The organism is Terricaulis silvestris (assembly GCF_009792355.1).
Classification (GTDB): Bacteria; Pseudomonadota; Alphaproteobacteria; order Caulobacterales; family Aquidulcibacteraceae; genus Vitreimonas; species Vitreimonas silvestris.
Map to the genome: position 1 here is coordinate 2,290,727 of NZ_CP047045.1, position 24,961 is coordinate 2,315,687.

Consider the following 24,961-nt stretch of genomic DNA (forward strand, 5'->3'; position numbering starts at 1 on the left):
TTCGGGTCGTTGTTCCGGGCGCGCGGGGACGATGAGCTAACCAGCTGAAAGGCACGGACGAAAACTTACTTCCAACGCTTGCGGCCAGTTGCCTGCCGCCTTTTTCCGAGTCAGCTCTATGGGCATGACCCGAGAGCTTCCTGACAAGCCGCGATGCATATGGCCGGGCAGCGATCCGCTCTATCTCGCGTATCACGACAAGGAATGGGGCGTGCCGCTGCGCGATAGCCGCGCGTTGTTTGAGATGCTGCAGCTTGAAGGCGCGCAGGCGGGGCTGTCGTGGATCACGATTTTGCGCAAGCGCGAGAATTATCGCCGCGCGTTTGACGGCTTCGATCCGGTGAAGATCGCGCGCTACACGCCGGCGAAGGTCGCGAAGCTGATGGCCGATGAAGGCATCGTGCGCAATCGGTTGAAGATCGAGGGCGTGGCAGCGTCGGCGAAGGCGTATCTGGCGCTGGAGAAGGAAGGCGTTTCGTTCTCGGACTTTCTCTGGAACTTCGTCGGCGGCGAGCCGATCGTGAATCACCTGAAACCGGGAGGTCCGATCCCGGCGGAGACGGAGACTTCGCAGGCGATGTCGAAGGCGCTGAAGCAGCGCGGTTTCAAGTTTGTCGGGCCGACGATCGTGTACGCGTTCATGCAGGCGACGGGCATGGTCAACGACCATCTGGTCAGCTGCTACCGGCATCCGGATTTTAAGAAACGCGCGAAGCGCTGAGACTTGCCTGCGGCGGGTGCGAGCCCCAAATTTCGCGCATGGCGATCGAACTCAATCACACCATCGTGCACGCGGACGACAAGGCGGTGTCGGCGCAATTTCTCGCAGACATCTTCGGACTGGAAGCGCCGATCGCGTTCGGGCCGTTCCTGGTGGTGAAGACCGAGAACGGCGTCAGCTTGGATTTCATCAATAGCGGCGGCGATCCGGTGAAGAGCCGGCACTTTGCGTTTCTGGTGTCGGACGCCGAGTTCGATCAGATCTTCGCGCGCATCAAAGAGCGCGGGCTCACCTATTGGGCCGATCCGATGGGAAATGTGGAGAACCAGATCAACACGCACTTCGGCGGCCGTGGCTTCTACTTTCGTGGGCCGGAGGGTCATTGGTACGAAGCGATCACCAAGCCGTACGAGATGGGCTGATCACTTCCGTCCCAGCGCGACGAGAAACACTTCGGGGCTGCCTTTCCGGCTGGAGGGCGGTTTGGCGTGGCGCACTGACGAGAAGGTGCGCTTCAGTTCGGCGAGCAGCGTCGCGTCGAGGCCGCCTTGAAACGCCTTGGTCACGAACGCGCCGCCGGGTGCGGTGTGCTGGATGGCGAAGGTCGCCGCGGCTTCGGCGAGTGCGCCGGTGCGGATCTGATCGGTCCGGGCGTGGCCGGTGGTGTTGGCGGCCATGTCGGAGAGCACGAGATCGGGCTTGCCGCCGAGCGCTTTCAGCAGCGCGGCGGGCGCTTCGCGATCGAGGAAATCCATCTGGAAGACGGTGGCGCCGGTCACGGGTTCGATCTCCAAGAGATCGATGCCGACGACGGCGCCCGCGCCGCGCTTGATCGCGACTTGCAGCCAGCCGCCGGGTGCGGCGCCCAGGTCGACGATGCGCATGCCGCGTTTGATCAGGTGATACTTGTCGTCGAGCTCGATCAGCTTGAACGCCGAACGCGCGCGCCAGCCTTCGGCTCGGGCGCGGGCGACGTAGGGATCGTTGATCTGGCGCTCGATCCAGCGCCGTGAGCTTTCCGAGCGGATGTTCTTCTTGAGCACGCGTTCGCCGAGCGCGCGCGCTTCACTCGAGCCGCCGGTTATTTTGTTGCGCCAGCGGCGCTTAGGTTCTTCGGGTGGGTCGTCGGTCATGCGCGACCTCCGTGCTTGGCGATCAAGCGCATAAGCACGCCTTCGCGCAAGCCTCTGTCCGCTACGCGGATGCGCGGCGCGGGCCAAACGCGGAGCACAGCATCGAGGATGGCGCCGCCGAGGACCACGAGATCGGCGCGGTCCTTGCCGACGCAAGGGTTGGCGGCGCGCTCGTCGAGCGACTGGTGCAGCATGCGCGTGATCACGGCGCGGCAGTCGCCCGTGTCGAACCAATAGCCGTCGACGCGCGCGCGCTGGTAGCGCGGCAGTTCGAGGTGGACGCCGGCGAGGCTGGTGACGGTGCCGGAGGTGCCGATCACATGCGCGCGGCCATCGACAAACGCTTGGCGCAAATGCTGCGCATCGCCGACCTGCGAGATCATCTCGGCGAGCCGCGTGACGAGACCATCAAACCAAGCATCCCGATCCGTCTCCGGCTCACTCTCTTCCTCGGCCAGCGTGACGACGCCGAGCGGCGCGGTGCCCCATGAGAGAATTGGCGCATCCAGGCCTCCGGCGATCACCTCTTTAGGTGAGACCCACGAAAATTCGGTTGAACCGCCGCCAATATCGACGATCAGCGCAACCTCGGCGTCCGGCTCCAGCAAGCTGGCGCAGCCGAGCACCGAAAGGTGCGCCTCTTCTTCCGAGCTGATGACGTCGAACTTCAGGCCAATGTCCTTCTCGATGCGATTGAGAAACGTCTGCCCGTTCGACGCGGCGCGGCAGGCTTGCGTGGCCACGCAACCAATCGCGACAGGTCCGCGCGCTTCGATGCGTTGCGCGCAGGCTTGCAACGCCTGGTAAGAGCGCGACATCGCTTCGTCGCTGAGCTTGCCGGTGTGCGCGAGGCCCTCGCCCAACCGCACGATGCGCGAGAAGCCGTCGACCACGCGCAAGCCGCCGTTGTCATCGGCAGCCGCGATCAGCATGCGGCAGTTGTTTGTGCCCAGATCGAGCGCCGCGTAGAGCGGCGCACGCGATCGCGGGCCGTGGCGCGCGCCGCTCCGCGACGCTTGCGCCCGCCCATCCTTGTTCATCGTAAACCGTTCCGCCGGGGAAGCGCTGGCTGCCCGGCAATGCCTATTCGGGACAATGCTAGCCGAATTTGCCGGATGAACGCAGCCTGAATCGCGTGTTTCCAAGGGCTTCTGTGGCCGAACGGCGCCACCAGGACACACATATTCGTGTCGATGGCTCCAATCCTTGTGGCGCGCGTTATCGCTTCATACCTTATCCTGGCGAGAGGCAACGTTAGGAGGAGTAGAAGGAGGAGAAGATGCAGGAAGCCAAATTCTCCATTGGTCAGGTGGTCCGCCACAAGCTGTTTCCGTTCCGCGGCGTCGTGTTCGACGTGGATCCGGAATTCTCAAATACGGACGAATGGCTCGACGCCATTCCCGAACCCGTACGGCCGGACCGCAAGCAACCCTTCTACCATCTGTTCGCCGAGAACTCGGACAGCCACTACGTTGCGTATGTCTCAGAACAGAATTTGATCGCCGACGACACCGGCGAACCGGTCGAACATCCGCAGATCGAACTGTTGTTCGATGAAACGGATGACGGTGAATACAAGCTGCGTCCGGAGAGCTTGAACTAAGCGCTTCTGGTCACGTGGTTAGAACGACAATCGGCAGCTCGCATGGCCCGCGAGCTGCCGGTTTTGTTTTTAGCCTTGGATGAAGTCCGATACTCTCGACGGCGTCACCCGCGTCGTACACGATCGTCATGTTAATGTGGATCGACCCCTGTCGACGAAATGCCGAGGTAATAAGTGTCCGCGTGGTCGTCAGTAGCGTCGGGTTCGCCTAGAAGGTCGCGAACCAATACCCGGTTAACCCCCACTCGCACTCCCGCAGCACTCGCTGAACCGATCATCCCCGCGCGAGGATTGTCGAGATCATCAATGCCGCCGGCACCTTGCGCCCAACGCGTTCCGATCGAACTGTTGCTCACAAGCTGCGACGGACGCGACAAGTAACAGTGCAAGCGGGGCAACGACTTTTCAACGCAGCTCTCTCTGAAATGGATAGAAGTCTGAACCCAGCGGCAGGACGCGCGTGAGGTCGTCGCGTGGGTTAACATCACGCTCGTTCAAGCGCTTTGACGCTGAGACGCAGCCCCATGGCGTTGAGGACGCTGTTCAAGGTCGAAAGCGTCGGATTGCCAGCCTCGCTGAGCGTACGATAGAGGCTCTCGCGCGAGAGCCCGGTTTGGTCGGCGATCACGGCCATGCCCTTGGACCGCGCGACATCACCAAGGGCGGCGGCGATCAGCGATGTATCGTCGTGTTCGAGCGCGTCTTCAAACATCGCGTCAAGATAATTGGCTACGTCTTCTGGCGTATCGAGATAGTTCGCCGCATCGAACGGGCGGGTTTTTACACTCATTTCGAATCTTCCTTCTTGACCTCGCCCCACAATTTCAGCGCCGCCTTGATATCCCTGGCCTGCGTATCCTTGTCGCCGCCGCCGAGGATTATGATCAGCTCCTCGCCACGTTTGGCGAAGTATACCCGGTAGCCCGGCCCGAACCGGAAACGCAGTTCGCTTACGCCGTCGCCGACTGGCTTCACGTCTCCAGGCGATCCCGCCGCAAGGCGCTTGATCCTGGCAACGATCCGCGTTTTCGCGACGCTATCCTTGAGCGCGGACAGCCAAGTCGCAAAAGCCTCAGTCTCGATAACTTTCGGCACGCACCATTGTAGCGTATAAGCTACCCGCGTCAAGCGCCTAGCGCGGCAGGTCGATCACCCGCGCTGGAACTGATAGAAGTCCGCGCCGAGCGGCAAGATGCGCGACAGTTCGTCGAGCGCGCTCTGCGTTTCGGCGACGAGTGTGGGGTCGCCAAGATCATCCGGGGCTAGCTCTTCGCGGTAGTGTTTGCGGACCCAGGCTTCGAGGTTGTCGGCGAGTGCGTCGGTGAGGAAGAAGCCTTGCGCGGCGGCGGCGCGTTCGTTGGGGGTCATGACGATGCGGAGGCGCAGGCACGCGGGGCCGCCGCCGTTGCGCATGCTTTCGCGGACTTCGACGTATTCGACATTGCCGATTGCCGCGTTTGGCTGCGTGATCATCTCGGCGACATAGGACGCGGTGCGGTTGTTTTCGCGCACTTCGCTCGGCGCGATCAGCGTGAGCGATGACGCACCAGGCAGGCGCACCAGTTGCGAGTTGAAGAGATAGGACGTGACGGCGTCGTCCAGTCCCACACGCGCGCGCGGGACTTCGACGAACACCGGCTCGAAGCCCTTCGCCTTGGCGCGGATCTCGGCGTAGAGCGCGGCTTTGTCGGCGAACGCGTTTTCGTGGTGGAACAGCACCTGCTCGTGCGCGACGGCGACAACGTCGTTGTGGAAGGCGCCGGCGTCGATCGCTTCGGGGGCTTGGCGGGCGTGCACGGCGTTTGCAGTGTCGAGCCCATGCAGGCGCGCGATGGCTTGGCAGGCTTCGAGGGTCTGGCGCGCCGGGAAGCCGGCTTTGGTTTCGCTGGCTTTGCGGCCGTGAACAAAAATCTCGACGCCGGGTGAGCCGGCGTCTTTCGCCATGCGCATGTGGTTGGCGGCGCCTTCGTCGGAGAGCGCGTCGTGCGGCAATAGAGCGGGATGGATAGCGAAGCGCGCGTCGTCCGGCATCAGGCGGCGCAGCGTGCGTTCGGTTTGCTCCGCTTCGAGGATGCGGTGAAGCATGGTTTGCAGATTGGCGACGGTGGCGTGGAGACGGCCATCGGCGCAATCGGCGCTGGGTGAGATGGTGGCGGCGTTGGCGGCCCACATTGCGGACGCTGCGAGTGCTGCGCGCGCGATGGTGGGTTCGGTTTTCCACGCCTTGGCCCAGATTTCGCCGTCCGTACCGGTGAGGCCGAGTGAGCGCAGCCACGTGATGTTTGGCCGCTCGTGCGGCGGCAGCACGCCTTGTTGCAGGCCAAGCGCGCGCAGGCGGCGCATTTTGGCGATGCCTTGGAGTGCTGCTTCGCGCGGGCGCGCGGTCATGTTGGCGTTGCGGGCCGAGGCGAGGTTGCCTTCGGAGAGGCCGGCGTAATTGTGCGTCGGGCCGACGAGACCGTCGAAATTGATCTCTTCGGCGCCGCTCATTCTGGAAGGCCGGGCGCTGCGATCGGCGTTGCTTTCTCGGAGAGCTGCGTGGCGACGGGGTACGCGACGTAGTCAGCGGCGTAGTAGGCGCTCGGGCGCAGCGAACCGGAGAGGCCGGGGCCGCCGAACGGCATTGCGCCGGACGCGCCAGTGGTGGGGCGATTCCAGTTGAGGATGCCGACACGCATTTCGTTTTTCACCCGCGCCCACAGCGCTGGATCATCGCTGATCAGGCCGCCGGCAAGGCCGAAGCGGGTGGCGTTGGCGACATCGAGCGCGTGGTCGAAATCCTGCACGCGATAGACTTGCAGCAGTGGTCCGAACAGCTCTTCGTCGGGCACGTTGAGGCCGGTGACGTCGACGATGGCGGGATGCACGAAGGCGCCGTCGCGCTTCACCGGCAGAACGGCTTTGCCGCCCATGGCGACGAGGCCCTGCTCCATCTTCACGGCGCGATCGGCGGCGTGCGCGTTCACGAGCGGGCCCATGAACACGTCGCTGGCGCTGTCGGCGGCGCCGACGCTGACCTTCGCCGCGAGTTCGGCGGCAGCTTTGATGATGGCTTCGCCATCGGCATTGTCAGGCACGATGAGGCGGCGGGCGCATGAGCAGCGTTGGCCGCTGGTGGCGAACGCCGAATGGACGATGAGGTTGGCGGCTGCCTTCACGTCGACGGGCGGCCACACGATCAACGGATTGTTGCCGCCGAGTTCGAGCGCGAGCAGCACGTCGGGGTGGCCGGCGAATTTTTTGTGGATCAGCGCGCCGGTTTGCGCGGACCCGGTAAAGAGAACGCCGTTAAGTCCGGGTGCGTCGAGCAAAGCGGCGCCGGTTTCGCGCGCGCCTTGAAGCAGGTTGAGCACGCCGGCGGGCAAGCCCGCCTCTTCCCACGCTTCGACCATGATGTCGCCGACGCCTGGCGTGAACTCGCTCGGCTTGAACAGCACGCAATTGCCGGCGAGCAGCGCGGGCACGATGTGGCCATTCGGCAGATGGCCGGGGAAATTGAACGGCCCGAACACGGCGAGCACGCCGTGGGCGCGGTGTGAGAGCGTCATGGCGCCGAACGCGGCTTTCTCTTCCTTGCCGCCGGCGCGTTCAGCTTGGGCGCGGACGGAGATTTCGACTTTGCCGATGATGGTGCCGAGTTCGCCTTTGGCGTCCCATGTCACCTTGCCCATTTCGCGGCTGATGGTGCGGACGAGTTCGTCGCCGCGTTTCTCGATCGCCTTGGCAAAAGCGCGGACGATTTCAACGCGCTCTTCGACGGGACGGCGTGACCAGCCGGGAAATGCGAGACGCGCAGCAGCCATCGCGGCGGCGACATCGTCAGGGTCGGCGGCGCGGCCTTGCCACACTTTGTCGCCGGTGACGGGATCGTGCGAGGAGAAGCGCTCGCCGCCGCCTTCGCGCCATTGGCCGCCGATGTAGAGTTCAGTGCGCATTGTCGATCCAGATCAGAGCTTCGTCGCCGTCTTGCAAGCCGAGCGCCTTCAGCGTGTCGCCATCCACTGTGTGGGTGTCACCGTTGATCGCGACGCGCGCCGAGACGCAGCGATAGTCTTTCAGACGCGGCACGGCGATCAGCGCGCGCTTGGCGCCTTCTAGATTGGCGCCCGCATTGACGCGCACAAGGCGGCTTTCGCGCTTGGTGCGGATGTGATCGCGCGGCGCGCTGACGAGAGGGCCGCCATCGAAGATGTCGATCACGTTGGAGAAGCTGAAGCCTTCCCACCCCAGCAGCTTTCGGGCGCCCTCGCCGTCGCGGTGGCATTTGCCGATCACGGCGCGCGCGTCCTCCGGTAGCAGATCGATGTAGATCGGGTGCTGCGGCATGAGGTCGAGGATGAACTGGTTGTCGGTGGTGGCGCTGAGCTTGTCGGCTTCGGCGAAATCCATGCGGAAGAAGTGGCGGCCGATGGCTTCCCAGAACGGTGACACGCCTTCCGGCGAGACGACGCCGCGCAGCTCCGACACCACCTGATCGCGGAAGCGATGCGGCGCTGTCGCCATCAGCATGTAGCGGCATTGCGCAAGCGCGCGCCCAACGCCGGCGGCGCGGTGTTCGGGGCGCACGAACAGCGAACCGACTTCGGAGCATCCGGTGAAATCGTTGACGCCGATCAGCACGTCCATGTCGAAGCGTCGGTTCGCCGGCGCCGACGATTGTGCTTCGCGGATCATGCGGAAATTGAAGAACGGCGGCACTTCGCCGATCGTCGCCTTCACACCGCAGCAGCCGGCGAGCGCGCCGGTTTCGATGTGTTCGAGCGCGATGAAGTAGCGCTCGGCGCCAGGGCCTTGCGTGTCTGATGCGAAGCTCGTTTGCGACAGCTCCAGCTTCTTCAGCATCTGGTCGTCGTCGAGCATCAGGCTGGTGAAGCCCGCGCCGGCGATCTCGCGCAATTGCAGGAAGCCCGCAATATCGCCCGGCCCCGCGGCGCGCATCACATAAATCGGCGCTGTCACGGGCGGAGGCTCTTTGGATCGAACAAGCCGCGTTCGACGCCGGCGAGCATGAGGAAGGAGAGCTTCGCGCGTTCTGCGAAGCTCGGGATGATGGCGAATTCCTGGTCGCTGTGAAGGCCGCCGCCGCAGGGGCCAAGCGTGTCGATGTTCGGGCAGCCGGCGGCGGCGAGATTGTTGCCCTCGCAGACGCCGCCGGAGGGGCGGAATTGTAGGTCGAGGCCGAGCGCTTGGCCGGCGCGATGCGTCCATGCGGCCATGGTTTGTTGCTGCGCGTTGAGCGGTTTGGGCGGACGGGTGAAGCCGCCATGGAGATGCGCTTCGATGCCCTCACGCGCGTTGGCGGCGGCGGCGATGCGTTGCACTTCCGCTTCCGCCCATGCGCCGGACTCAACATCGGGCACGCGCACATTGAAGCGCAGCACCGCGCGCTCCGGCACGACGTTGACGGCGCTGCCGCCGTCGATGGCGCCGACGTTGAACGTGACGCCGTCGCGTTTGCCGTTGAGCTGGGCGAGCGCCATCGCGGCGTCAGCGGCGGCGATCACGGCGTTGCGGCCATCGCCGAAAGCGCGGCCGACGTGTGCGGCACGGCCGCGAATGGCGAGATGGTAGTTGGCAGAGCCCTTGCGCGCATCGACCAGCGCGCCATCGGCCATTGCCGGCTCGTAGGTCATGCCGAGATGCGCCTTGGCCCCGAGTTCGGCGAGCAGCGGCGCGCTACCCATTGAGCCAACTTCTTCGTCCGGGCTCAGCAGTACTTCGTAGCCGACGCGCTTTTCGCCGGAGAGCTGTTCGAACGCCTGCAGTGCGGCGAGCATCACGTTGATGCCGCCCTTCATGTCGGCGACGCCGGGGCCACGCAGCGTTTCGCCCTCGCGCCACGGCGCCTGGAAGGCGTGAACAGCTGGAAACACGGTGTCGTAGTGGCCAGTGAGCGCGATTTGGATTAGCGCATCGGGGCGAACGCGGAGGCGAATCGAAGCGCCGTGCTGGATCTCGGCCGCTTCGCCGTCGGGCTTGATGCGCTGTGAGGGTTGGAGCGGCACGACTTGGAGATCGCCCGGCAACGACGCGCACGCATCGAGCAGCGGTGCGCGCATGCGCTCCAGGCCGGCCAGTTCGAAGGAGCCTGAGTTGATTGCCGACCAGGCTTCGGTGCGCGCGACCATGGCCTCCGCCGCGTCATCGAGCGTGTCGAGCAAAGGCGCGACGTCGTCGCCCCACGCGAGGTGCGGGGTGGTGGCGTTGGTGGTCGCTGGCATGGCCGTGGAGTAGCCGAGGGGCGCCCAAAAAGCCAGCCGAGGCGCCTCGTCGGGCGCAAACGGCTCAGATGCAAAACGGGCCCGGATTGCTCCGGGCCCGTTCGCTTAGTTCAGCCGTGGATGGCGATTAGCGGAAGCTGATCGTCACCGCGGTACGGCGGTTCAGAGGCTCACGCACACCGTCGCGCGTGGCACGGGCGAGATCGGCTTCGCCGCGTGCTTCTGAGCGGATCGAGCCGGCCGCGACACCGCGCGCCACGAGGGCGTCACGAACCACGGAGGCACGGCGCTCGGAGAGGCCGATGTTGTAGGCGGGCGAACCCGAGGTGTCGGTGTGACCGACAACCACCACGCCGCCGACGTTGCACTGACGGGCGCGGTTGACCGCGGCGTCGATGGTTTCGAGAGCTGCTTGGTTGAGGTTCGAGCGATCCCACTCGAAGTACACCACGAATTCCGACGTCGGGCACGTCACCACTGGCGGTGGCGGCGGCGGCGGCGGCGGCGCTGGCGGCGGCGGCGGCGGCGGCGGCGGTTCGGCCGCTGCGAATTGATAGCGCAGACCGACCGTTACAGCTTGGTGTGTGTACTCGCCGTCAAAGGCGAGCGGTTCGGTTTGCTCGAAACCGTCGAACTCGAGTTCCGGCGCCACAAAATAGCGGTAGCCGATATCGAGATCGAGTTGTTCGGTGAGGCCGATGGCGACGCCGGCCAACGCCTGATAGGCGAGGCCAGTGTCATCGTCGTTGATGTAGGTCAGCGAGTCGTGGTCCGCGAGGCTCGCGTCCACACGCGCCGCGCCGACGCCGAGGCCGAGGTAAGGCTGCGCTGAGCCGTCACGGTTGAAGTCGTAGAAGGCGTTGAACATCGCCGACCAGGCGCGGGCGTTCCCGTCTTCCAGGAAGTCGCTGCGCAGATCGTTGAAGCGATGGCCGATTTCGCCTTCCAAACGGAAGCCGTTCATCATCGCGTAGCCGATGCCCAGATGCTCGGAAAATCCGTTATCGAGATCAAACGAACTCTCACCGGCGAAGGCCGGATCGAGGTCGAGCGTTCCATCAGCCGAATACCCAACGTCGGCGCGGCCGTACCAACCTTCAGTGGCGTTTGCGATGCCGGAAGCGCCGGCCAACAAGGCGGCCAACGCGACGGTCTTCGTGATGCGCGATTTCATAATCACCCCTCTTAAGCGAATTTCCCCTGCGCCTCAGATTGCCACGACGCAGCCACTCGCGCCTAAGCGCTCACAACCGGATCTGACAACCCCGATAACGCACGTCTTTGAAGAAGCCCCTTAAAAGAAGGACCCCCTCCGTGAACGACGGACGCCCAGAACAGGTTCCCCGCTCAGGCCGTTAAGCGCGATTTTGGCGCCGTGCCGCCACAGAGTCCATGAAAGTCCAGAGCCGAGGCGGTTATTTTTTGGGGGGCGTTGTGTTTGGGGCGCCCTTTTCCACTGTCATCTCAGACGGCCCCGAAACGAGCCAAAGAAAAGGGGCCGCGACCCTCCCGGCGCGGCCCCATCCCCTCAATCGCCCCTGCGTATGCAGTTCGGACGTCCCCTGAACTCAATTTCGGGCGGACCTTATCCTGAACTTCACGCACGCCGACTCGGCAAAGGCGCCTGGCGCGGTCATTTCCCGGCCATGTTGCCACAGCGTCACAGCGGAACCGAGCGCGCGGCGATGGGTTGGCCCTGGTAACCCAATAGGAGCGCCCCCCAATGCCCCGTGAGCAACAAGAACTGGATCCCTACGCCCCGCCGCCGCGCTATAAAATGAAGAGTGGCGGGATGGTGCGCGTCGCCATCCTGGCCGCCCTGCTTGGCTTAGGCGCCTGGGGCGTCATGGAATTTTATGATCCGAACGCGCCTTCGTTAGTCGCGGAGGAGCAGACCGAGCAAGTGGCGGAGAACCGCGCTGACGGCGGCTATGCCGTGACGCCGACGCCCGCACCTGCCGCACCGGCGACTGCGGCTCCGCAAGCCGCGCCAGCAGCGCCCGCGTCTGAACCGGTCCCGCCGCCGAGCACCACCATTGGTGGCGAGGCCGGACGTTAAGGGAAAAAGCGTGAGCCCGCCGGGATTCGAACCCGGGACCCTCTGATTAAAAGTCAGATGCTCTACCGACTGAGCTACAGGCTCTCACGCGAGGGCGGCACTTAAGCCGATGCCCTCCCCCGCGCAACCGCGCGGGCCGACAAAAGCTAGTGTTTGGTCGCCGCAGCTAACGTTGCGGCGACCGCTTTTTTCCAGCCGGCGACAAGAGTGGCGCGCTGATCGGCGTCGATGCGCGAGGTCCAACGAACGCTCGGAGCGCTGCTGGCGCTGTCGAGGCTCGGAATCGCGCCAGAACCGAACGCCGCGAGCTTGGCCGTGCCTAGCGCCGTCACTTCCTGGAACGCCGGGCGCGCGACTTCGACATCGCAAATATCAGCCAAGAATTGCATCGCCCACGCGTTCGCCGTGAGACCGCCGTCGATAAGCAAACAGGATATCTGCGCGCCATCGGCCCGCAGCGCGCCAAGCAAGTCGGCAGTTTGATACGCCACGGCTTCCAGGCCAGCTCTAACGATGTGATCGAGACGCGAGTCGCGCGTGAGACCGACGATTGTGCCGCGTGCTTCCGCGTTCCATTGCGGCGCGCCGAGGCCAGCGAATGCTGGTACGAGGTAGACGCCGCCATTGTCGGGTAGCGCCGATGCGATGGCTTCGGAATCGGCGGAGGTTTTGATCAGCTTCAAGCCATCGCGCAGCCATTGCATTGTGGCGCCGGCGGAGAAGATCGAGCCTTCGAGCGCGTAGGCGTGGCCGTGCTTGGTTTCGTAGCCAACAGTAGCGAGCAGCCGGTTGGCGGAGTGCGGCGGCGCCTCGCCCATATTCATGACGAGGAAGGCGCCGGTGCCGAACGTCGCTTTCGCCATACCGGGCTCGAAGCAGCCGTGCCCGACGAGCGCGGCTTGCTGGTCGCCGGCGATGCCGTGGATCGGGATTGCGCGGCCGAACAGTGAAGCATCAGCGTCGCCGAAATGCGCATCGCAGGCGCGGACTTCGGGCAACAGCGCGCGCGGTACGTTGAGCAACGCGCACATCTCATCGCTCCAGACGCGCGTATTGATGTCGAACACGAGCGTGCGTGAGGCGTTGGTGATGTCTGAGGCATGGGTGTGGCCTTGCGTGAGCCGCCAGACCAGGAAGGATTCCACCGTGCCGAACGCGAGTTCGCCGGCCTCGGCACGGCGGCGCAGCGCGGGATCGTGATCGAGGATCCAGGCGATCTTGCTGCCGGAAAAGTAGGGATCAAGCAGCAGCCCGGTGAGTTGCTGGACGCGTTTCTCGTGCCCGGCTTCGCGCAACGCAGCGCAAACGTCGGACGTGCGGCGATCTTGCCAGACGATGGCGCGATGCACCGGCGCGCCGGTTTTGCGGTCCCAGATGATGGTGGTTTCGCGCTGGTTGGTGATGCCAATGGCGGCGATGTTGGCGGCGCCACCGACTTGCTCGATCGCATCGCGGCAAACCTTGAGCGTCGCTGCCCAGATTTCCTCGGCGTCGTGTTCGACCCAGCCTGGCTGCGGATAGCGCTGCTGCAGTTCGATCTGCGCGGTGGCGCGGGGGTTGAAGTCGAGATCGAAGGCGATGGCGCGGGTGGAGGTGGTGCCCTGATCGATGGCGAGGATGTGCTTGCCGCTCGTGTTCATGGGCCGAACAAAGGACGGGGAGACGCCGAGGTCAATCTAGACCGGACCGAAGACCAGCGGTCAGGAGGGGCAATCTCCGGCCGGCGTCTCCCCTATGCGGCGGCAGGCTAAGGAGCGCCCGCCTCCGCAATCTCGAGCGCGGCGCGGAACGCCGCCGAGGCGGTGCGGACGCGCGCCATGGCCGCGTCCAGTTCTTCCGGCGACACGTTGCGGCCAGCCTGCGCCATCGCTTCGACTTCGGCGCGGATGGCGGCGAGCTTCACGGCGAGATCGTCGAGATTGGTCGCGATCGAGCCGCCAACCGAAAGCGCCTTGGCGACAACGTTCAGCACCTCAGCGGCGCGTTCGCGGCTGTCGTCCGGTGCGAGCGGCAGGAATGCGGAGAGCGCGGCGAGCAGCATCTGCAATTGCAGCATGAGATTGAGCATGGGTGTTCTCCTTCAGCCGCGACGCGCGCCGACGAGGTCTTCGAGTTCAGAAATCGGCGCTTCGGCGGCTTGCATGGCTTCGCTCAAGCGCCGCGCGGCGATGGTGAGCGCGGTGGCCGCACGTTCGAGCGTGGGCTGTGTGGCGCCGGAGGCGGCTTCGAAATCGCCGCGGGCGCGGATGTAGGCGACGACGGCAATCTCAAGCGTCTCCGCTGCCGGCGTCGCGACGCGTTCGGCTTGGCTGAGCGCGCGCTTGAAGCTGATCGGCGCAGCGGGATCGCGGACGATGTCTGTCGCCTCTTCAATCACAGCGGCGTAGGCGTTGAGGATGGCATAAGCGCGCTGATCGAGCGTGCGCGCGGCGGCGGCTGGGTTTTCGAGCCGCGTTTCGCCGATCTGCAGCGACGCGCAGGCGGGCGTTGCGGCAATGGCCAGCGAAAGCGCGAGCGCGCGGAGAGGATGATGCATGGTTGCCCTCCTCAAACCAGCGGGCCGCGGGCGCGGGTGCGGCCGACGGCGACGCCGACCAGACCCAGGGTGATGATGAGATCGACAGCGGCGGCGGCCAGCTCTTGCGCCGCGCCTTCAGGCAGCGTGACGCCAAGCTGGTTTGCGGCGGCCGCAATGGCGATGGCGGCGGCGCTGCGCAGCGTGAGCGAGTGGATCGCGCTTCGTTCGGTGGATGATGTGGTCATGGGCTCCTCGATTGATAGGAGGAGCCTACGGGCGCTCAGTACTCGGTCGGATAGAATAGCGCCGGCGTTGGCAAGTTGGAGCGCGGGGCTTCAGCCCCGCATGCTTGCAAACGCTTGAGGGCATGGAGAAAATGCGCGCCTGAAGGCGCGCGCTCCAACCTGTTGGCTTTGCGCTCCTTTGGCGGATTAGCTCGCGCAAATCCTCCGTTTTGCTTCGTCGTATTCGCGCTTCAGGCGCGCGACGAGGTCAGCGGTGGGCAGAACTTCGTGCACCGCGCCTACGCCTTGGCCTGCGCCCCAAATGTCCTTCCAGGCTTTCGCCTTCGAGCCGCTATCGCCGAACTTCATCGTGCTCGGATCGCTTTGCGCCAGATTCTCCGGATCGAGGCCGGCGTTGATGATCGACGGCTTCAGATAATTGCCGAGCACGCCGGTGAAGAGGTTCGAATAGACGATATCGCCCGCCGTCGCGTCGACGATCATCTGCTTGTAGCCCTGCGGCGCGTTGGCTTCTGTCGTCGCGATGAAAGCGGAGCCCATGTAGGCGAGATCGGCGCCCATGGCTTGCGCCGCAAGAATGCCGCGGCCCGAAGCGATGGCGCCCGAAAGCAGCAGCGGCCCGTCAAAGAATTCGCGGATCTCGTGGATCAGCGCGATCGGCGACAACGCGCCCGCATGTCCGCCCGCGCCCGCGGCGACGGCGATCAAGCCGTCAGCGCCCTTCTCCAGCGCCTTATGTGCGAATTTGATGTTGATGATGTCGTGGAGAACAATGCCGCCGTAGGAATGGACGGCGTCGTTCACGTCAGGCCGCGCGCCGAGCGACGTGATGACGATGGGCACTTTGTGTTTCACGCACGCCGCGACGTCCTGTTCCAAGCGTTCGTTGCTCTTGTGCACGATTTGATTGACGGCATAAGGCGCGGACGGGGCATGCGGATTGGCCTCGTCGTAAGCGGCCAGTTCATCCTTGATGCGGTTGAGCCAATCATCCAGCAGCGGTTGCGGGCGCGCATTCAGCGCGGGAAACGCGCCGACAATGCCGGCTTTGCATTGGGCGATCACCAGATCCGGGTTGGAGATGATGAATTGCGGGGCGCCGACCGCCGGCAGTCGCAACTTGTCGAACAAAGGTGGCAGGGCCATTGAGGTCTCCGGTTGCGACCAGGGTTACCCTGGCGCAAAAAGCGCGTCGATGCTGACATGGCGTCAACCGGAGCGAAAATGAGCAGCGACAAGACCTTGCAGCTGGGCGAGCCGGCCGACGAAGCCGACTGGCGCGCCCTGGTGGAGCAAGGGCTGAAGGGCGCGGCGTGGTCGCGGCTCGTCGGCAAGACCGCCGACGGCATTCCGCTGGAGCCGCTTTATCGCGAGCCGAACATGCACACGGCGGAGGATGTCTCCGGCATGCCAGGCGCAGCGCCGTTTGTGCGCGGCGCTGGCGCAGGCGCGTGGACGATCCGGCAGGCGTTTGGGCATCCTGATCCGGCGCGGACCAACGATGAAATTCTCGCGGACTTGCAGGGTGGCGTCGGCGCGATCGAACTGGTGATCGATCCGCACGGCAAAAAAGGCGTTGCGATCCGCGATGAAGCGGACTTCGACCTCGTGCTGGCTGGAGTTGTGCTGGAGGCCGCGCCGGTGTCGCTCGATGCGGGCGGTCAACGCGCCGCTGAGTGGCTCGCCGGCAAGCACAAAGGCGTCGCGGCGCCCGGGACGGCATACAATGTCGACCCCATCGGCACGCTGATGCGCACCGGTGAGATGGACCGTTACGGTTTGCTGGAAGCCGCGTTGTTCGCTGCGCGAATACGGGCGACGACTCCGGCGGCGACCGCTATCCGCGTCGACGCGCGCCAAGTGCACGAAGCCGGTGGGACGGAGGCGCAAGAGATCGCCACCGCGTTGTCGTGCGGCGTAGAGTATCTGCGCTCGATGACAAGCGAGGCCCTAACGGTTCAGCGTCTCGCCATCGAAGACGCCGGCGCGTCGATTGCCTTTGCCATGGCGGTCGGCCCCGACGTACTGATCGAGGCCGCGAAGCTCCGTGCCTTGCGTCTCTGCTGGGCGCGTGTGCTTGAAGCCTCAGGCGCCTCGCCCGCGGCGCGCGCGGCGCACATCCACGCCTTCACGTCGCGGCGCATGATGACCCGCTATGACGCGTGGACGAACATTCTGCGCGTTTCCACGGCTGCATTCGCTGCGGCTGTCGGCGGCGCCGATGACATCACCACCTACCCGCTCACGGACGCTCTGGGCCTGCCAACGCCGTTTTCGCGCCGCGTCGCGCGCAACACCCAACACGTTCTGCTCGAAGAGTGCCGGCTCGGTCACGTCGCTGATCCCGCCGGCGGATCGTGGTTTGTGGAAAAGCTGACGCGCGATCTCGCCGACAACGCCTGGGCGATCATGCAGCAGATCGAAGCGCGCGGCGGGATCGTCGCGGCGTTGCAGGCCGGCTTGCCGCAAGACATGGTCGCCACGGCGCGCACAGAGCGTCAGCGTGCAATTGCAACGCGCCGCGAAACCATCACAGGCGTGACCGATTATCCGCTACTGGATGCCGCCATGCCGGCGACGGAACCACGTGCGTTTTTCTCGGCAAAGCCGACGCCTGAACCCCCGCCTGATCTGAAATTCGCACCGCTTGCGCCGATCCGCTGGGCCGCGCCGTTCGAAGCGTTGCGCGGTCGCGCGGAGACCGGCAGCGCGCGTCCTGCTGTGTTCTTCGCCAATCTCGCCACGCTCGCCGAGTTCGCGCCACGCGCGCAGTGGTCGCGCAATCTGCTGGCGTCTGGCGGCGTCGGCAGCATCGGCCCGGAGGAAGCGCACGCTACTATGGAAACGCTGATCGACGCGCTCCGCCTCACCAAGGCGTGCGTCGCGATCATCACCGGCACGGACGCGCGCTACGCCGAACACGCGGAGAACGCGGCGCAACGGCTGAAAGCGGCCGGCGCGGATTGGGTGCTGCTCGCTGGCAAGCCGGGCGAGAACGAAGCGAAGTGGCGTGCGGCTGGCGTCGATCAATTCGTGTTCGCGGGGCAAGACGCGATCAAGGAACTCGAAACGCTGCACGTTGCGCTGAGGATCGCTCTGTGACGGCGCCGCCGATCATCACGCACGACAATTGCCGCACCGGCCGTGGGGGCCGTCAGCGGGCGGTGCTCATCGCGTTCGGCCTTGGCGCATTGATGCTCGTCGGCGCGCTTGTCGCGGCCGTTGGCGGGTGGTGGACGCCGTGGGCGAGCCGTTACATTCAGGGCGTCGATGTCTCGTGGCACCAAGGGGCGATCGACTGGCGCGCGCTCGCCGCCGACGATGTGGCTTTCGCCTACATCAAGGCCACCGAAGGCGGCGATCACGTCGATGAGCGCTTCACGGCGAACTGGAACGGCGCTGGCGATGCGGGGCTCTATCGCGGCGCGTATCACTTCTTCACGCTCTGCCAACCGGGCGCGCGCCAAGCCGCAAACTTCATCGCTGTCGTGCCGCGCGCGCCCGGCGCGTTGCCGGCGGCGCTTGATCTCGAACACATGGGGCCCTGCCGCGAGGGGCCGACGATGCCGGACGTGATCACTGAGGCGCGGACGTTTCTCGATCGGGTCGAAGCACACTATGGCGCGCGGCCGATCATCTACACGACGCGCGAGTTTCATGACGCGCACTTGGCCGAGTTGACGGGCGAGCGGTTCTGGATCCGCTCCATCGCCGCGCCGCCCGCGTTTCGTCAGAGCGATTGGGTGATCTGGCAACACCACAACCGCGGGCATAAACGCGGTGTCAGAGGGCCGGTGGATCTCAATGCGTTTCGGGGTGACGCGGCTGCGTTGGCGGCTTTTGCCTCTGGCGGGAGACCGAGTTCGTGAGCCTCAATAATCCCACACGCGTCCAGGTCGCGGCATGGATTGACGTCCTTGATGGCGCGGAGCCGCAGCATTTGCGCGGTCGTTGGGGCGAAGCGTACGACCGACTCCACACCGCCCTTCGATACGCGCGAAAAGTTCGTCGATACTCAGCCATCCCGTCCGCCCTGATTGCGGTCGTCCTGGTCATTATCTTTCACGGCGAAGTTTGGGATTTCGACGACATCTACAATCTCCTGGGCCTCGAAATGGCCGTGCTGTTCACCGGGTACTTCGTCCTGACCAAGATGTTCGCCGTACTTGCAGAGGAAAACCGCGTCCAATCGCTACTCCGCCATTACGGCGCACAGGACGTGCCGCATGAAGAAGAGGCTATGCAGTGACGTTGCCTGATTTCTCCAAGCTCTCGCTCGATACGGACGTCGCGAAAGCGCCACCGCCGCGCGGTGAGGACTGGCTCACACCTGAAGGCATCGCGGTGAAGAGCGCCTACACGGCGGCCGATCGCGCGGGGCTCGACTTCGTCGACGGCTTTCCCGGCATGGCGCCGTTTGGGCGCGGGCCGTATCCGACGATGTACGTGCAGCAGCCGTGGACGATCCGGCAGTATGCGGGGTTCTCGACGGCGGAAGATTCTAACGCGTTCTATCGGCGCAATCTAGCTGGTGGGCAGAAAGGTCTCTCCGTCGCCTTCGATCTCGCGACGCACCGTGGTTACGACTCAGATCACCCGCGCGTGGTTGGCGATGTCGGCATGGCGGGCGTGGCGATCGACTCAATTCTCGACATGCGCACGCTGTTCAGCGGCATTCCGCTCGATCAAATGAGCGTGTCGATGACCATGAACGGCGCGGTGTTGCCGATCATGGCGCTCTATATCGTCGCCGGCGAAGAGCAGAACGTGGCGCACGCCAAGCTCAGCGGCACGATCCAGAACGACATCCTTAAAGAATTCATGGTGCGGAACACGTTCATCTATCCACCCAAGCCGTCGATGCGGATCGTGTCGGACATCTTCGCTTACACCGCGACCGAGATGCCGAAGTTCAACTCGATCTCGATCAGCGGCTATCACATGCAAGAAGCCGGCGCGACGGCGGACCTGGAGCTTGCCTACACGTTGGCCGATGGCGTCGAGTACATTCGCGCCGGCGTTGCGGGCGGATTGGACATCGACAAGTTCGCGCCGCGGCTTTCGTTCTTCTGGGCGATCGGCATGAACCCGTTCATGGAGATCGCCAAGCTGCGCGCAGCGCGGCTGCTCTGGGCAAAGCTGACCGCGGAGTTCAATCCGAAGGACGATAAATCGCGCGCGTTGCGCACGCATTGTCAGACCTCGGGGTGGTCGCTGACGGCGCAGGACGTTTACAACAACGCGGTGCGCACGTGCGTCGAGGCGATGGCGGCGGCGTATGGCGGTACGCAATCGCTGCACACCAATTCGTTGGATGAAGCGTTGGCGCTGCCGACAGACTTCTCGGCCCGCATCGCCCGCAACACGCAGATCCTGCTACAGAGCGAAGGCGGCGTGACGCGACCGGCCGATCCGTGGGGCGGGTCGTACTATGTCGAGCGCCTTACCGCCGATCTCGCGGCAAAGGCTTGGGCGCACATCGAGGAAGTCGAGAAACTCGGTGGCATGTCGGAAGCGATCGACCAGGGCTTGCCGAAGGCGCGCATTGAAGAAGCCGCGGCGCGGACGCAGGCGCGGATCGATACGGGGCACCAGACCATTGTCGGTATCAACAAGTTCAAGCTTGATGTCGAAGAGGACGTGCCGGTCCTGAAGGTCGACAACGCCAAGGTCCGCGCGATGCAGCTGGAGAAGCTGACGCGGCTGAAGGCGGAGCGGAAGCAGCAGGAAGTGAATGCAGCACTCGACGCGCTCGAAGCCGGCGCGCGCGCCAAGGGCAATCTGCTCGATCTCGCCGTGAAGGCCGCGCGCGCGAAGGCCACCGTTGGGGAAATGTCGTCGGCGTTGGAGCGGGCGTTTGCGCGTCACCAGCCGCCGATCCGGCTGGTTACTGGCGTTTACTCGCGCGAAGCCGCCGACGACTCCGCCGTTGAGCGCGCGCGTCAAAGCGTGGCGGCGTTTGCGGAAGCCGAGGGCAAGCGCCCGCGCATCCTCGTCGCCAAGATGGGCCAGGACGGGCACGATCGCGGGCAGAAGGTTGTGGCGTCGGCGTTCAGCGACCTTGGCTTCGAAGTCGAGATTGGCCCACTCTTCGCAACGCCGGAGGAAGTGGCCGAGCAAGCCATCGCCAAAGGCGTGCATATCGTCGGCGTGTCTTCGCTGGCGGCGGGACACCTTACACTGACGCCCGCCCTGCGCGCCGCGCTGGTGGAGCGCGGCCGTGGTGACATCATGATCGTCATCGGCGGCGTCATCCCGCCCGAGGACATCGCCACGCTGAAAGAGATGGGCGCGGCTGCTGTGTACCCGCCGGGCGGCGTGATTGCCGATATCGCGCAGAATTTGCTTGGGGCGTTGAACGAGAGGCTAGGGTATGCGCAGCCGGCGCGGCGGGATTAGAGCATGAGCTGGAAAATCCACGCTGGCGTGCTCGGCATCGCTGCGTTCCTCGTGTTGTGCTTCTATCTCGGCGCCCTTGGCTGGGTGGTGTTCTTTGCTGTTGCGTGTGGCGTGCCGTTGGTGATCGGTGGATGGCAACTTATTGACGAGAGTGGAAACAAGCGCCTCGGCATTCGCCTATTGTTGCTGGCGGTGCTGAGTTTCTTCGGATTGTTGGGGGCATGGAATTGACTACGCGCGCGACGCCGAACCTGCAGTTCTTCCTCGCCCTCTCCGCTATCCTAGCCATCGCCTACGGCGCATTCGGTTCGAGCCTTTACGAAGGCGCGCCGCCTTTTGTGGTGGGCACGATCTTTAAAGCGTCGAGCATCGTCTTCCTCGGCCTGATCGCGCTCATCGCGCGGTCGCGGCTGCTTGCGGCGGGGCTGCTGTTTGGCACGCTGGGCGATGCGTTGTTGGCGTGGAGTCCGGATACGTTTCTCTACGGCGCGTTCGCGTTCCTGATCGGGCACCTGTTCTACATCGCGCTGTTCCTGCGCGCGGGGCTCGGGGTCTCGGCGCTGAAGCAACCGCCGCGCCTGCTCGCCGCGTTGGCGCTCATCGCCGCGTGCATCGTGATGACCGCACTGCTGGTGCCGCGCGACAACGCCATGTTCGCGCCGCTCAGCGTTTACACCGGTGTGCTGACGTTGATGGCGATCACGTCGTTCACGCTCCCCGCTGCGCGTTGGCTCGCCATGGCGGGGGCGCTGCTGTTTTTCATTTCCGACGGCTTTGTCGCCTGGAACATGCTTCACCCCGATCCGGACCCCACGCTCGCCTTCTGGCGCAGCTTCGCGGGCTGGATGATCTACTGGGCGGGGCAAGCTGCCATCTATTACGGCGCGCTTGGATTGCACCGCGCGCCGTCCGCGGCCAGCGCCCACGCATGAGCGGCGAGGACTCGGACACTCGAAGCGCCATCTTCACGAGTATATGGCGCAAGGATCTGTGGCAGGGCACGGAGTCTCGATCCGGTCCAGGTTCTGGCGTTGCGCGCACGGCGCCGCTGCGCGCTGCACTCGAGGCGCTGCTCGATCGAGAACAACCGCGCTTGTTCTACGACGCACCCTGTGGCGATTTCGTTTGGATGCAGCACGTGCGCATGCCCGAAGGCACGCACTATCTCGGCGCCGATATCGTGGCGCCGATGATCGCCGACACCGAGAGCCGTTTCGGCGCGGCCAATCGCACATTTCGAGTGGCTGACATTGTTTCCGCGCCGCCACCGCCGGCCGACATGTGGCTCTGCCGGGAGGCGCTTTTTCATCTAACGCTTGAGGACGCGCTTGCGGTTGTCGCGCATTGGCGTGCGTCGGCCATTCCGATGTTCCTTGCCAACACATCACCGACGGTCACGGACAACGCCGACATAACAACGGGCGATTGGCGTCCACTGAATCTAGAACGTCCGCCGTTCAATCTCGGTCCGGCTACGGAATATCTACCGGACGGGGCGCCAACCGATCCGCACAAATGCGTTGGCGTGTGGCGCCTCTGATGCGTTAGATCGGCCATGGCCGATCTAACCGCCGCCCGCGAAACGCTGCAGCGCGTGTTCGGCCATAGCGATTTTCGCGGGCTGCAGGCGGACGTTATCAGCGAAGTGCTCGATGGGCGCGACGTGATGGCGGTGCTGCCGACCGGCGGCGGCAAGAGCTTCTGTTATCAGATCCCGGCGATCTTGCGGCCGGGCGTTGGGCTTGTCGTTTCGCCGCTGATCGCGCTGATGCAAGATCAAGTCGCGGCATTGCGCACGGCGGGCGTTGCGGCGGCGCGTTTGGACTCCACGATACAATCCGACGCGCGGCGCGAGACGCTCAACGCCGCGCGCGAAGGCGCGCTCGATCTTCTGTACGTCTCACCCGAAGGGCTGTTCGCGCAAGGCTTCCTTGATTTCCTCGAACAATGCCCGATCGCGCTGATCGCCATCGACGAAGCGCACTGCGTCAGCCAATGGGGCCACGACTTTCGTCCGGACTATCGCGCGCTCGGGCAACTTGCCGGGCGCTTTCCCGGCGTGCCGCGCATGGCGGTCACCGCGACGGCCGACCTCAAGACGCAGGCCGACATTCGCGCGCAACTCAGACTCGAAGACGCGCGCGCGTTCATTGATAGCTTCGATCGTCCCAACTTGGTACTCGCCGCCGAGCGCAAACCGTCCAAGCCGCAGGACCGCATCTTCGACATCGTGCGCGAGCGGCGCGGCAAGTCCGGCATCATCTACGCGGCGACGCGCGACAACGTGGAGAAGACCGCTGCCAACCTGCAGGCGCTCAAGGTCCCGGCGCTTGCCTATCACGCCGGGCTTGACGCCGGCATTCGCGCAGAGCGCCAGCATCGCTTCCAGGAAGAAGACGATGTGGTGATGGTGGCGACCATCGCGTTCGGCATGGGCGTCGACAAGCCCAATGTGCGTTATGTCATCCATGCGGATTCGCCGAAGTCGATCGAGGCGTACTGGCAAGAAGTCGGCCGCGGCGGCCGCGATGGCGACGTGGCCGAAGGCTTTTGCATCTACTCCGCCAACGACCTCCGCCGCGCGGTGATGTTCGCGAACCAGGGCAACGCCAGCGAGCAAGTCAAAGCGGTGCAGATCAAGAAGGCGCGACAGCTGTTTGCGTTTCTCGATGGCCTCACTTGCCGGCGCATGGGCGTGCGGCGCTATTTTGGCGAAGAGAATGCCGAGCCATGCGGCGTGTGCGATGTCTGCACCGATCCACCGGTGTCCATCGATGCAACGGAGCTGGCGTCAAAAGCGATCTCCGCCGTGATGCGGATGGATCAGCGCGTCGGGCGCGGGCGCGTGATTGGCCATCTCATTGGTCGCACCGGCGACGGCATGGACGAACGTTATGCCTCGCGCTCGACGTTTGGCATTGGCGCCGATACGCCAGAGCCGGTGTGGCGCGGGGTGATTGAGCATCTGCTGTTCGAAGGCGTCTTGAGCGAAGGCGAAGACGAGCGGCCGACGCTCTGCATCGGCGATGACGAAGCGGTGCGCGCGATTTTCCGCAAGGAACGCGTCATTCGGATGCGCGAAGCGGCGAAGTCGACGCGGCGTAGCAAGGACGAGCGCCGCGCGTCACGCGGCGCGAAGGACGCGGTGAAGGCAGGATTTGCCGGCGCTGATGCGAAGCTGTTCGAGGCGCTTAAGGGCTGGCGGCGCGAAACGGCGAACGCCAGCGGCGTGCCGCCGTACGTGATCTTCCACGATGCTACGCTGGCGGGGATCGTCCAGGCCAAACCGGCGGACCTGGTGGCGCTCGGGCGCGTCTCCGGTATCGGCGAGGCAAAGCTCAAGAAGTACGGCGCAGAAGTGTTGGCGGTGGTGATCGCCGGTTGTTAGTTGTTCTTCTTTTGTTCTTGTCGGGTCGGGCGCTTTATGATTGAGTGCAGGCGGGAGGATCAAATGATCGGCTACGTCACCATTGGCGCCAACGATATCGCGCGCTCGACCGCGTTTTTCGACGCCGCGCTGGAGCCGCTCGGCTATGCGCGCACCTTCGAAGGCGGCGGTTGGGCGGGCTACGGCCCCGGAGGTCAGAAGGAAGGCCTCGAGATTTACCTGGCCACACCGGAGAACGGCAAAGAAGCCTGCTTCGGCAACGGCTCGATGCTGGCGTTCAAAGCGGCCTCACGCGCGGCCGTCGAAGCGTTTCACGCGGCGGCTCTGAGCGCGGGCGGCAAAGACGAAGGCGCACCGGGCGTGCGCGGCGAAAGCGATCCGCCCTTCTACGGCGCTTACGTGCGCGATCCCGAAGGGAACAAGTTCTGCGCTTATTACAAAGGGTAAGTTGACCGCGCTCCGGCGCGCACCACTCTCTTCGCACGAGGAGATAAAAGCATGGCGGAACAACACGTCGTCGAAGTACCCCTGCGCGAGCGCGCTGAACGCCAGATCGCGTTGGCGAAAGCGACCGGCAGCAAGGCTTATCCCAGCGCGGACTATCGTGTTGTGTTCGTGGAGCGCCGCGATGGTACGCGCGAAACAGTGCGGATCGAAACCGCGCCGCACTGAGC

28 protein-coding genes and 1 tRNA gene are annotated in these 24,961 nt (G+C 64.7%); 14 read left to right on the forward strand and 15 right to left on the reverse strand.

Annotation, left to right across the window (positions count from 1 at the left end; all coding sequences use genetic code 11):
* Nucleotides 1-124 precede the first annotated feature (124 nt).
* Both DSM104635_RS11720 and DSM104635_RS11725 read left to right on the forward strand, forming a co-directional pair.
* Nucleotides 125-721: a DNA-3-methyladenine glycosylase I gene (locus DSM104635_RS11720; protein WP_228445669.1), complete on the forward strand. Its 597-nt coding sequence runs from the start codon at nucleotides 125-127 to the stop codon at nucleotides 719-721.
* A 38-nt stretch (nucleotides 722-759) separates the two neighbouring features.
* Nucleotides 760-1,143 (forward strand): VOC family protein, encoded by a 384-nt coding sequence (locus DSM104635_RS11725; protein WP_158766376.1) that lies wholly within the window; start codon nucleotides 760-762, stop codon nucleotides 1,141-1,143.
* Here the strand turns inward: DSM104635_RS11725 and DSM104635_RS11730 are convergent, their stop codons facing one another.
* Together DSM104635_RS11730 and DSM104635_RS11735 are read right to left on the reverse strand one after the other, a co-directional pair.
* Nucleotides 1,144-1,854: an RlmE family RNA methyltransferase gene (locus DSM104635_RS11730; RefSeq protein WP_158766377.1), complete on the reverse strand. Its 711-nt coding sequence runs from the start codon at nucleotides 1,852-1,854 to the stop codon at nucleotides 1,144-1,146.
* Nucleotides 1,851-2,894, reverse strand: a complete 1,044-nt coding sequence (locus DSM104635_RS11735) for a Ppx/GppA phosphatase family protein (RefSeq protein ID WP_158766378.1) — start codon at nucleotides 2,892-2,894, stop codon at nucleotides 1,851-1,853. Before DSM104635_RS11735 ends, DSM104635_RS11730 begins: the two co-directional genes overlap by 4 nt.
* A 239-nt stretch (nucleotides 2,895-3,133) precedes the next feature.
* On the opposite strand from DSM104635_RS11735, the gene hspQ reads away from it, so the two are divergent.
* Nucleotides 3,134-3,457, forward strand: coding sequence for a heat shock protein HspQ (gene hspQ, locus DSM104635_RS11740; RefSeq protein ID WP_158766379.1), 324 nt, complete (start codon nucleotides 3,134-3,136; stop codon nucleotides 3,455-3,457).
* A 484-nt stretch (nucleotides 3,458-3,941) separates the two neighbouring features.
* Here the strand turns inward: hspQ and DSM104635_RS11745 are convergent, their stop codons facing one another.
* From DSM104635_RS11745 to DSM104635_RS11775, 7 genes are all read right to left on the reverse strand, one after another.
* Nucleotides 3,942-4,247 carry an addiction module antidote protein gene (locus tag DSM104635_RS11745; RefSeq protein WP_158766380.1) on the reverse strand — a complete coding sequence of 102 codons (306 nt, stop codon included), beginning with the start codon at nucleotides 4,245-4,247 and terminating at the stop codon, nucleotides 3,942-3,944.
* Nucleotides 4,244-4,552 (reverse strand): type II toxin-antitoxin system RelE/ParE family toxin, encoded by a 309-nt coding sequence (locus DSM104635_RS11750; RefSeq protein ID WP_158766381.1) that lies wholly within the window; start codon nucleotides 4,550-4,552, stop codon nucleotides 4,244-4,246. Before DSM104635_RS11750 ends, DSM104635_RS11745 begins: the two co-directional genes overlap by 4 nt.
* A gap of 54 nt (nucleotides 4,553-4,606) precedes the next feature.
* Entirely contained in the window at nucleotides 4,607-5,947 is a 1,341-nt protein-coding gene (gene astB / locus DSM104635_RS11755; RefSeq protein ID WP_158766382.1) for an N-succinylarginine dihydrolase, read from the reverse strand.
* The gene (gene astD, locus DSM104635_RS11760) at nucleotides 5,944-7,392 is read right to left on the reverse strand and encodes a succinylglutamate-semialdehyde dehydrogenase (RefSeq protein ID WP_158766383.1); all 1,449 of its coding nucleotides are present in this window, start codon (nucleotides 7,390-7,392) and stop codon (nucleotides 5,944-5,946) included. Before astD ends, astB begins: the two co-directional genes overlap by 4 nt.
* On the reverse strand, nucleotides 7,382-8,416 hold the full coding sequence (astA, locus tag DSM104635_RS11765; RefSeq protein ID WP_228445670.1) for an arginine N-succinyltransferase: 1,035 nt from the start codon (nucleotides 8,414-8,416) through the stop codon (nucleotides 7,382-7,384). Before astA ends, astD begins: the two co-directional genes overlap by 11 nt.
* A complete protein-coding gene (locus DSM104635_RS11770) occupies nucleotides 8,413-9,678 on the reverse strand; it encodes a hydrolase (protein ID WP_158766384.1) in 1,266 nt (421 codons plus the stop codon). The genes astA and DSM104635_RS11770 overlap by 4 nt, the downstream gene beginning before the upstream one ends.
* Before the next feature lie 127 nt (nucleotides 9,679-9,805).
* Complete coding sequence (locus tag DSM104635_RS11775) at nucleotides 9,806-10,852, reverse strand: OmpA family protein (protein ID WP_158766385.1); 1,047 nt, start codon at nucleotides 10,850-10,852, stop codon at nucleotides 9,806-9,808.
* 549 nt (nucleotides 10,853-11,401) lie between these two features.
* Here DSM104635_RS11775 and DSM104635_RS11780 point away from each other — a divergent pair.
* Entirely contained in the window at nucleotides 11,402-11,737 is a 336-nt protein-coding gene (locus tag DSM104635_RS11780; RefSeq protein WP_158766386.1) for a hypothetical protein, read from the forward strand.
* Nucleotides 11,738-11,748: 11 nt separating this feature from the next.
* Here DSM104635_RS11780 and DSM104635_RS11785 read toward each other — a convergent pair.
* The 6 genes from DSM104635_RS11785 to DSM104635_RS11810 form a co-directional block, all read right to left on the reverse strand.
* Nucleotides 11,749-11,821, reverse strand: a tRNA-Lys gene (locus tag DSM104635_RS11785).
* A 62-nt stretch (nucleotides 11,822-11,883) separates the two neighbouring features.
* On the reverse strand, nucleotides 11,884-13,377 hold the full coding sequence (glpK, locus tag DSM104635_RS11790) for a glycerol kinase GlpK (protein ID WP_158766387.1): 1,494 nt from the start codon (nucleotides 13,375-13,377) through the stop codon (nucleotides 11,884-11,886).
* A 107-nt stretch (nucleotides 13,378-13,484) separates the two neighbouring features.
* Entirely contained in the window at nucleotides 13,485-13,805 is a 321-nt protein-coding gene (locus DSM104635_RS11795) for a hypothetical protein (protein WP_158766388.1), read from the reverse strand.
* Between the two features lie 12 nt (nucleotides 13,806-13,817).
* Nucleotides 13,818-14,273 (reverse strand): hypothetical protein, encoded by a 456-nt coding sequence (locus DSM104635_RS11800; protein ID WP_158766389.1) that lies wholly within the window; start codon nucleotides 14,271-14,273, stop codon nucleotides 13,818-13,820.
* Nucleotides 14,274-14,284: 11 nt separating this feature from the next.
* Nucleotides 14,285-14,500, reverse strand: a complete 216-nt coding sequence (locus DSM104635_RS11805) for a hypothetical protein (protein WP_158766390.1) — start codon at nucleotides 14,498-14,500, stop codon at nucleotides 14,285-14,287.
* A gap of 186 nt (nucleotides 14,501-14,686) precedes the next feature.
* Nucleotides 14,687-15,646 carry an NAD(P)H-dependent flavin oxidoreductase gene (locus tag DSM104635_RS11810; protein WP_158766391.1) on the reverse strand — a complete coding sequence of 320 codons (960 nt, stop codon included), beginning with the start codon at nucleotides 15,644-15,646 and terminating at the stop codon, nucleotides 14,687-14,689.
* A 78-nt stretch (nucleotides 15,647-15,724) separates the two neighbouring features.
* Between DSM104635_RS11810 and DSM104635_RS11815 the strand changes: the two genes are divergently transcribed.
* The 10 genes from DSM104635_RS11815 (at nucleotide 15,725) to DSM104635_RS11860 (ending at nucleotide 24,959) form a co-directional block, all read left to right on the forward strand.
* On the forward strand, nucleotides 15,725-17,602 hold the full coding sequence (locus DSM104635_RS11815; protein ID WP_158766392.1) for a methylmalonyl-CoA mutase family protein: 1,878 nt from the start codon (nucleotides 15,725-15,727) through the stop codon (nucleotides 17,600-17,602).
* Nucleotides 17,599-18,369 carry a glycoside hydrolase family 25 protein gene (locus tag DSM104635_RS11820; protein ID WP_228445671.1) on the forward strand — a complete coding sequence of 257 codons (771 nt, stop codon included), beginning with the start codon at nucleotides 17,599-17,601 and terminating at the stop codon, nucleotides 18,367-18,369. Before DSM104635_RS11815 ends, DSM104635_RS11820 begins: the two co-directional genes overlap by 4 nt.
* Entirely contained in the window at nucleotides 18,366-18,749 is a 384-nt protein-coding gene (locus tag DSM104635_RS11825) for a hypothetical protein (protein ID WP_158766393.1), read from the forward strand. Before DSM104635_RS11820 ends, DSM104635_RS11825 begins: the two co-directional genes overlap by 4 nt.
* The gene (scpA, locus tag DSM104635_RS11830; RefSeq protein WP_158766394.1) at nucleotides 18,746-20,899 is read left to right on the forward strand and encodes a methylmalonyl-CoA mutase; all 2,154 of its coding nucleotides are present in this window, start codon (nucleotides 18,746-18,748) and stop codon (nucleotides 20,897-20,899) included. Before DSM104635_RS11825 ends, scpA begins: the two co-directional genes overlap by 4 nt.
* A 3-nt stretch (nucleotides 20,900-20,902) precedes the next feature.
* Nucleotides 20,903-21,130, forward strand: coding sequence for a hypothetical protein (locus tag DSM104635_RS11835; RefSeq protein ID WP_158766395.1), 228 nt, complete (start codon nucleotides 20,903-20,905; stop codon nucleotides 21,128-21,130).
* Nucleotides 21,121-21,831, forward strand: coding sequence for a lysoplasmalogenase (locus DSM104635_RS11840; protein WP_158766396.1), 711 nt, complete (start codon nucleotides 21,121-21,123; stop codon nucleotides 21,829-21,831). Before DSM104635_RS11835 ends, DSM104635_RS11840 begins: the two co-directional genes overlap by 10 nt.
* Nucleotides 21,828-22,439: a class I SAM-dependent methyltransferase gene (locus tag DSM104635_RS11845; protein ID WP_158766397.1), complete on the forward strand. Its 612-nt coding sequence runs from the start codon at nucleotides 21,828-21,830 to the stop codon at nucleotides 22,437-22,439. Before DSM104635_RS11840 ends, DSM104635_RS11845 begins: the two co-directional genes overlap by 4 nt.
* Before the next feature lie 15 nt (nucleotides 22,440-22,454).
* Nucleotides 22,455-24,287, forward strand: coding sequence for a DNA helicase RecQ (gene recQ / locus DSM104635_RS11850; RefSeq protein WP_158766398.1), 1,833 nt, complete (start codon nucleotides 22,455-22,457; stop codon nucleotides 24,285-24,287).
* 63 nt (nucleotides 24,288-24,350) lie between these two features.
* Nucleotides 24,351-24,734 carry a VOC family protein gene (locus DSM104635_RS11855; RefSeq protein WP_158766399.1) on the forward strand — a complete coding sequence of 128 codons (384 nt, stop codon included), beginning with the start codon at nucleotides 24,351-24,353 and terminating at the stop codon, nucleotides 24,732-24,734.
* Between the two features lie 51 nt (nucleotides 24,735-24,785).
* The gene (locus DSM104635_RS11860; RefSeq protein ID WP_158766400.1) at nucleotides 24,786-24,959 is read left to right on the forward strand and encodes a hypothetical protein; all 174 of its coding nucleotides are present in this window, start codon (nucleotides 24,786-24,788) and stop codon (nucleotides 24,957-24,959) included.
* Nucleotides 24,960-24,961: the final 2 nt, after the last annotated feature.

Bases quoted from the DNA above. Each gene is read 5' to 3' on its own strand.
- astB (WP_158766382.1), bottom strand. From the start codon at position 5,947: ATGAGCGGCGCCGAAGAGATCAATTTCGACGGTCTCGTCGGCCCGACG.
- DSM104635_RS11845 (WP_158766397.1), top strand. From the start codon at position 21,828: ATGAGCGGCGAGGACTCGGACACTCGAAGCGCCATCTTCACGAGTATA.
- DSM104635_RS11725 (WP_158766376.1), top strand. From the start codon at position 760: ATGGCGATCGAACTCAATCACACCATCGTGCACGCGGACGACAAGGCG.
- DSM104635_RS11800 (WP_158766389.1), bottom strand. From the start codon at position 14,273: ATGCATCATCCTCTCCGCGCGCTCGCGCTTTCGCTGGCCATTGCCGCA.
- DSM104635_RS11720 (WP_228445669.1), top strand. From the start codon at position 125: ATGACCCGAGAGCTTCCTGACAAGCCGCGATGCATATGGCCGGGCAGC.
- DSM104635_RS11815 (WP_158766392.1), top strand. From the start codon at position 15,725: ATGAGCAGCGACAAGACCTTGCAGCTGGGCGAGCCGGCCGACGAAGCC.
- DSM104635_RS11735 (WP_158766378.1), bottom strand. From the start codon at position 2,894: ATGAACAAGGATGGGCGGGCGCAAGCGTCGCGGAGCGGCGCGCGCCAC.
- DSM104635_RS11730 (WP_158766377.1), bottom strand. From the start codon at position 1,854: ATGACCGACGACCCACCCGAAGAACCTAAGCGCCGCTGGCGCAACAAA.
- DSM104635_RS11795 (WP_158766388.1), bottom strand. From the start codon at position 13,805: ATGCTCAATCTCATGCTGCAATTGCAGATGCTGCTCGCCGCGCTCTCC.
- DSM104635_RS11860 (WP_158766400.1), top strand. From the start codon at position 24,786: ATGGCGGAACAACACGTCGTCGAAGTACCCCTGCGCGAGCGCGCTGAA.
- hspQ (WP_158766379.1), top strand. From the start codon at position 3,134: ATGCAGGAAGCCAAATTCTCCATTGGTCAGGTGGTCCGCCACAAGCTG.
- DSM104635_RS11810 (WP_158766391.1), bottom strand. From the start codon at position 15,646: ATGGCCCTGCCACCTTTGTTCGACAAGTTGCGACTGCCGGCGGTCGGC.
- astD (WP_158766383.1), bottom strand. From the start codon at position 7,392: ATGCGCACTGAACTCTACATCGGCGGCCAATGGCGCGAAGGCGGCGGC.
- DSM104635_RS11780 (WP_158766386.1), top strand. From the start codon at position 11,402: ATGCCCCGTGAGCAACAAGAACTGGATCCCTACGCCCCGCCGCCGCGC.
- DSM104635_RS11770 (WP_158766384.1), bottom strand. From the start codon at position 9,678: ATGCCAGCGACCACCAACGCCACCACCCCGCACCTCGCGTGGGGCGAC.
- DSM104635_RS11805 (WP_158766390.1), bottom strand. From the start codon at position 14,500: ATGACCACATCATCCACCGAACGAAGCGCGATCCACTCGCTCACGCTG.
- recQ (WP_158766398.1), top strand. From the start codon at position 22,455: ATGGCCGATCTAACCGCCGCCCGCGAAACGCTGCAGCGCGTGTTCGGC.
- DSM104635_RS11835 (WP_158766395.1), top strand. From the start codon at position 20,903: ATGAGCTGGAAAATCCACGCTGGCGTGCTCGGCATCGCTGCGTTCCTC.
- glpK (WP_158766387.1), bottom strand. From the start codon at position 13,377: ATGAACACGAGCGGCAAGCACATCCTCGCCATCGATCAGGGCACCACC.
- DSM104635_RS11745 (WP_158766380.1), bottom strand. From the start codon at position 4,247: ATGAGTGTAAAAACCCGCCCGTTCGATGCGGCGAACTATCTCGATACG.
- DSM104635_RS11855 (WP_158766399.1), top strand. From the start codon at position 24,351: ATGATCGGCTACGTCACCATTGGCGCCAACGATATCGCGCGCTCGACC.
- DSM104635_RS11775 (WP_158766385.1), bottom strand. From the start codon at position 10,852: ATGAAATCGCGCATCACGAAGACCGTCGCGTTGGCCGCCTTGTTGGCC.
- DSM104635_RS11840 (WP_158766396.1), top strand. From the start codon at position 21,121: ATGGAATTGACTACGCGCGCGACGCCGAACCTGCAGTTCTTCCTCGCC.